Here is a 5,808-nt window from a genome sequence, read left to right as displayed (position 1 = left end):
GGTGCTCGAACATCATGGTGTTGATGCCCTTGCTCAACTCGCCGTACACGCCCGGGAAATCCAGCGGCATGCGGTGGCTGATGTCCTTGTCGGCATGCAGTTCGATCATCAACGCCGTTTCGCCGGAGAAGCGCTGCAACTGCCGCTGCATCGCGTCCATCGCCAGCAGCAGGCGTCCCGGCTCGTCGCGGGCGTCGGTCGTGACGTCGTTGTCCAGGCGGCCGCTGGCGATGGCCTCGGCGGCACGCGTGGCGCGGTTCAGCGGCATGGTCAGGCTGCGGGTGATCGCCCAGGCCAGGAAGACGCTGACGACTAGGACGGCCACTCCACCTGCGATGAGCATGTTGCGGCCGCGCGCCATGGCGCGCGTTGCCGTGGCGTAGGCGTCGCGCGTCTGCTGTTCCTGCAAGGCGACGTTCTGGCGGATTTTCGCTTGCCACGCAAGCGTGGCCGGGCGCGAACGCTCGCTCAGCAGTGTCTGCGCCTCGGCGTTGCGCCCGGCGTTCGCCAGGTCGATCACCTGATTGTTGAGGGTACGCGCGATATCGCGCGCCGCATCAATGTCGGCGCGCAATTTGACCACGCTTGCACTGGTTGCGGGAAACTTTTCCAGTTCGTTGCGCAGGTCGCTATAGCGTTGGCGCTTATCCTTGATCTCGGCGAGCGCCTGCTGGTTGAGATCCTCGCTGGTCACCATGGACAGTGTGCCGAGTGCGACCAGGATGTTTGAGTTGGCATCGAGCATGCCGTTGCTGATCCGCATTTTCTCGACGTTGACCTTGACGATGCTGTCCAGTTCATGGCGCGCGCCTGCCATGGATAAAAGGCCGGCCGCGACAAGCAGGCAGGACAGCAGGATCAGCAGGCCGAAGGCACCGCCGAGGCGGCGTCCCACGTTGTAGCGTTGCAGAAAGGAATTCATGTCGACCTCTTCGTTGACGGTGTCCCTGGGGCGTCCAGGTCCTTGTCCCTACAGACTCCGGCTGCGTTCACGTGGCCGGAGGGGTGGGCGTGGCGGTCAGAAAAGTGAAGAAAGGAAACCCAATGTCGTGCCGTACAACATGCCGCCATCGCTCGAAGGTGATATCGGCGTGACGGCGTAGTTCTCGATGCGTCGTTGGTCGTAAGACGCTTCCCGACGCTGTCTGATTCATTTCCCTACACGGCTCCTCAAGCGGTGAGCGGCTGCCACTGGGTGCCGATCGCGTCGGCGAGGGCCTGCGCGTTCGGTTGAGGCGCCTGCGTGGCATGCGGCGTTGCGGCAGTGGCCGAGTGGCCGGCCACCACCGCGGCGACGAAGGCCGGGGCAGGGGCGGCATGCGCGGCATGCTGTTCCACCCGGAACACCGCCACCGCGTCGCTCAACTGCGCCGCCTGGTCCTCCATCGACCGCGCCGCGGCGGTGGCCTCCTCGACCAAGGCGGCGTTCTGTTGCGTGCTCTCGTCCATCTGCGTCACCGTGCGGTTGACCTGCTCGATGCCGGCGGACTGCTCCTGCGAGGCCGCGGAAATCTCACCCATGATGTCGGTGACGCGGCCCACCGAGGCCACGATCTCCTGCATGGTCTGGCCGGCGCGCTGTACCAGTTCCGCGCCGGTGGCGACGCGGCCGACCGAGTCGTCGATGAGGCCCTTGATCTCCTTGGCGGCGTTGGCCGAGCGTTGCGCCAGCACCCGCACCTCGCTGGCCACGACCGCGAAACCGCGGCCCTGTTCGCCGGCGCGTGCGGCTTCCACCGCGGCGTTGAGCGCCAGGATGTTGGTCTGGAAGGCGATGCCGTCGATCACCGAAATGATGTCGGCGATCTTCTTCGACGCGGTTTCGATGCCGCTCATCGTGTCGACCACCTGGCCGACCACCGCGCCGCCTTGCGAGGCGACCGCGGCGGCGCCGGCGGCGAGCTGGTTGGCCTGGCGCGCGTGCTCGGCGTTCTGCTTGACCGTGGCGGTCAGCTCTTCCATCGAGGCGGCGGTTTCCTCCAGGCTGGCGGCCTGCTGTTCGGTGCGCTGCGACAGGTCGCTGTTGCCCTGGGCGATTTCGGTGGCGGCGCTGTGGATGTCGCCGGCGGCGCGCTGGATGCGGCCGACGATGTCGGCCAGGCGCTCGGCGGTGCCGTTGGCGTCGTCGCGCATGGTGGCGAAGATGCCGTGGAACTCGCCGTGCATGCGCGCGCCGAGGTCGCCGTCGGCCAGCGCGCTGAGCAGCCGCGAGACCTCGGCGATGCTGATCGCGTTGGCGTCGAGCAGGCCGTTGAGTTGCTGCGCCAGCATCAGGAAGAAGCCCTGCTTGCCGGTGCGGTCGATGCGCTGCGACAGGTCGCCGGCGGCGGCGCTGCGCACCACCGCGGCCACTTCCGCTTCCACCCGGGTCTCGGCGGTGCGGTCGCGCCATTCGCAGACGAAGCCCAGGTGCGCGCCCTCGGCATTGCGGATGGCGGAAATCTCCTGGGCGATGCAGACCTCGCGGTAGCGCACCTCGCGCTGCGCCGCGCCTTGCCGATCCAGCCGCTGGTAGATCTCCGCGTCCTGCGAATTGCCGACTTCCAGCAGCGCCACCGATTGGCCCAGCAGAGGCGCAGAGCGGTCGAACGCCGGCGCGCAGGCGCGGATGTCCTCGGCGTGGGTCTGCAGCAGGGTCTGCAGCGCGGTGTTGGCGTAGATGATGGTCAGGTCGGGATCGGCGATGTACATGCCGGTGGACGCGTTGTCCAGGGCGGTGCGGATGCGCAGGTTCTCCGCGGCGACGCTGCGCTCGCGTTCGATGCGCTCGCGCAGTTCGCGCTGCATCCGCGCCAGCGCCGCCATCAGGCTGCGCCCGTGCCTGGCCGCGACCGGGATGGGCTGGTCCAGGCGACCCTCGGCGATGTGCTGGGCCGCGTCCATCGCCACCCGCGGCTCGCCGCCGAGCAATTGCGCGACCGAGCGCAGGATCCAGGCCGCGGCCGCGGCCAGGCACAGCACGGCCACCAGCACCGCGCCGGCCTGCTGCCAGGTGGCGCGCTGGCTCTGCTGTTCGGCGGCTTTGCGGCTCTGCTCGTTCAGCGCCAGGATGCTGTCGCTGATCGTGTCCATCTCGGCTTCCAGCCGCGTGAACTGCGCGGTGAAGTCGGCATAGGCGGCACTGCTGTCGCCCTGCGACTCGGCCAGCGTCACCACCTTGTCGGCGGCGGCGATGTAGCGCTGCAACGCCGGTCCCGCCGCATCCAGTTGCGCGCGCAGGGTGCCGTCCAGCGGCAGCTTCTGGTTGTCGTCCAGCGCCTTGCGGAACTCGCCGGCGTGTTCGCCCAGCGCCGCGCGCGCCGCCTTGACCCCGTCCGCATCCTGATGCGCCGCCGCCAGCAGCGCCGCGGTGACGTCGCCACGCAGCGCGTCGTGCATCATGTCGGCCTGCATGTGGTTGCGCAGCGCGTCCGAGGACACGACCTGCGCGGCGACCGAGCGCAGCAGCCCCTGCTGCGCGCCGTAGCCGACCCCGCCCAGCGCGAGCAGGGCGAGCACCGCCACCAGCACCAGGATCCCGAGCATATGCATGATTTTCATCGGTGTGGCCCGATCAGAAACGGAAGGACAGGCCCGCGCCGAGCGCGTGGTCCGGCGAACGGTCGTTGAGGCCGCGGCTGTACACCACGTCCAGCTGCACGTCCTGGGTGAGCAGCCAGGCCGAGCCGACGTCGAGCAGGGCGACGGTGCCGCCGTCGTCGGCATGCGCGATCTGCGGCAGGGCCAGCTCCACGAACGAGCGGGTGCGGTCGTTCCAGGCCTTGCCCAGCACCACGCCGAAGATGCCGGCGGTGTAGCGATGCCCGCCGTCGCCTTCGTCGCGGATCACGCCCGGCATCATGCCCAGGGACACGCTGTCGCTGAGTTCCCATTCGGCCACCAGGCGGAACGAGGGGCGTGCACCGCTGCCGCGCACGTTGCGCGCGCCGCTGGGCAGGTCCACGTGCAGCAGCCAGGCCAGCGAGGCACCGCCGATCTCGCTGGCCAGGTGGTGCTTGAGGCCCAGCGAGATGTCGGAGAAGCCGGACACGTCGCCGCCGACGGGGACGTCGATGGTCTGCCAGCCGTCGGTCTCCAGGCGCAGTTCCCAGGTCGGGCCGATGCCGTAGCGGAACAGGGTGGGCGTGGCATAGCCGTCGACATCGCCGTCGCGTTCCCAGGCCACGCTGGTTTCCACCTGCAGGCGGCGGTCGCCGACGGTGAGGCTGGATTCGACGAAGTCCGGTCGATCGGTGGCGATCGGCTCGGCCTCGGCATGGACATGGCCTGCGAGGCTGGCGAGGCCGCACAAGGTCAGACAGGTGGCGATAACGCGTCGCTTCATGGCGGCTCCCGTGGCGGTTCGGTCGGAACCGTGGATCCGGGCGCAGTGCGGCCGGCGCCGGGGCGCGCGTCGCGGCGCCCATGGCATGGCAGTTCCGCTTTCTATATCGACCCTGAATACACTTTCTTTACGAGCGTGACGCGCTAAGCGCTCTGTGGGACGTCGTCACCCGGTGCCAGGCAGCCGCACCGCGAGACGCACAGCGCGCCTCGCGGTGGCAGCGGGGCGCTGCAGCGGCTCAGAACTCCTGCCACTGCCCGTCGTCGGTCGACGTGGTCGCGCGCGGGACCGCCCGCAACGGCGCCGCTGCCGGTCGCCTTGATTTTGCCGCCGGGGCAGCAGGGGCTGGCGGAGCGGGGCGGCGCACAGGCGCCGGCGCGGCGCTCGTCACCGCGGCGCTGGTGTCCAGCTTGAACAGGGCCACCGCCTGGTTGAGCTGGCCGGCCTGGTCTTCCATCGAACGCGCCGCGGCCGTGGCTTCCTCGACCAGCGCGGCGTTCTGCTGAGTGGCCTCGTCCATCTGGGTGATGGTCTGGTTGACCTGCTCGATGCCGGCGGACTGCTCCTGCGAGGCGGCCGAGATCTCGCCCATGATGTCGGTGACGCGCTGCACCGAGGCGACGATCTCCTGCATGGTGGTGCCGGCCTGTTCGACCAGGGCCGACCCCTCGGCGACACGCTCGACCGAATCGTCGATCAAGGTCTTGATCTCCTTGGCCGCGTTCGAGGAACGCTGGGCCAGGGTACGTACCTCGCTGGCGACGACGGCGAAACCGCGGCCCTGCTCGCCGGCACGCGCGGCTTCCACCGCCGCGTTGAGCGCCAGGATGTTGGTCTGGAAGGCGATGCCGTCGATGACACTGATGATGTCGGCGATCTTCCGCGACGAGGCCTCGATGCCGTTCATCTTTTCCGAGACCTGGCTGGCCAGCGCGCCGCCCTGCGAGGCCACCGAGGCGGCGCCCGCGGCGAGCTGGTTGGCCTGGCGTGCGTGTTCGGCGTTCTGCTTGACCGTGGAGGTCAGCTCCTCCATCGATGCAGCGGTCTCCTCCAGGCTGGCCGCCTGCTGCTCGGTGCGGCGCGACAGGTCGTCGTTGCCGGCGGCGATCTCGGCCGCGGCGCCGTTGATGCTGACCGCGGCGGTCTGGATCCGCGCGACGATGGCGGCCAGCTGTTCGGTGGTGGCATTGGCGTCGTCGCGCATGGTGGCGAACACGCCCTGGAAGTCGCCGTGCATGCGCGCGGTCAGGTCGCCGGCGGCGATCGCTTTCAACAGCGTGGACAGCGCCTGCAGGTTGCCATCGGCGGTGGCCATCAACTGGTTGAGGCTCTCGACCATCAGGCGGAAGTCGTACTGGAAGCGCTCGGCGTCGCCACGCACGCTGAAGTCGCCGGCGGCGGCGGCGCCGGCCAGGTGCTTGATCTCGGTGTTCATCGCGGTGAGGTTGCGCTTGACCGTGTCCATGGTTTCGGTCAGCACCGCT

4 protein-coding genes are annotated in these 5,808 nt (G+C 69.1%); all 4 read right to left on the bottom strand.

Annotated elements, in window-relative coordinates; translation table 11 throughout:
- The coding region (locus tag D183_RS0120005) for an MCP four helix bundle domain-containing protein (protein WP_017910564.1) at positions 1-922 on the bottom strand (922 nt) is incomplete at its 3' end.
- Positions 923-1,170: 248 nt separating this feature from the next.
- On the bottom strand, positions 1,171-3,540 hold the full coding sequence (locus D183_RS0120000; protein WP_017910563.1) for a methyl-accepting chemotaxis protein: 2,370 nt from the start codon (positions 3,538-3,540) through the stop codon (positions 1,171-1,173).
- Positions 3,541-3,553: 13 nt separating this feature from the next.
- Positions 3,554-4,324, bottom strand: a complete 771-nt coding sequence (locus D183_RS0119995; RefSeq protein WP_017910562.1) for a transporter — start codon at positions 4,322-4,324, stop codon at positions 3,554-3,556.
- 238 nt (positions 4,325-4,562) lie between these two features.
- On the bottom strand, positions 4,563-5,808 hold a 1,246-nt coding region (locus D183_RS0119990), incomplete at its 5' end, for a methyl-accepting chemotaxis protein (protein WP_017910561.1).

This window comes from Xanthomonas sp. SHU 199, from assembly GCF_000364665.1.
Classification (GTDB): Bacteria; Pseudomonadota; Gammaproteobacteria; order Xanthomonadales; family Xanthomonadaceae; genus Xanthomonas_A; species Xanthomonas_A sontii.
The sequence above is the reverse complement of the archived record's forward strand: the minus strand, read 5'-3'. Positions and strand labels throughout refer to the sequence as shown.

What these genes read in the sequence shown, in the direction of transcription:
- D183_RS0120000 (WP_017910563.1), bottom strand. Translation starts at nt 3,540, where the DNA reads ATGAAAATCATGCATATGCTCGGGATCCTGGTGCTGGTGGCGGTGCTC.
- D183_RS0119995 (WP_017910562.1), bottom strand. Translation starts at nt 4,324, where the DNA reads ATGAAGCGACGCGTTATCGCCACCTGTCTGACCTTGTGCGGCCTCGCC.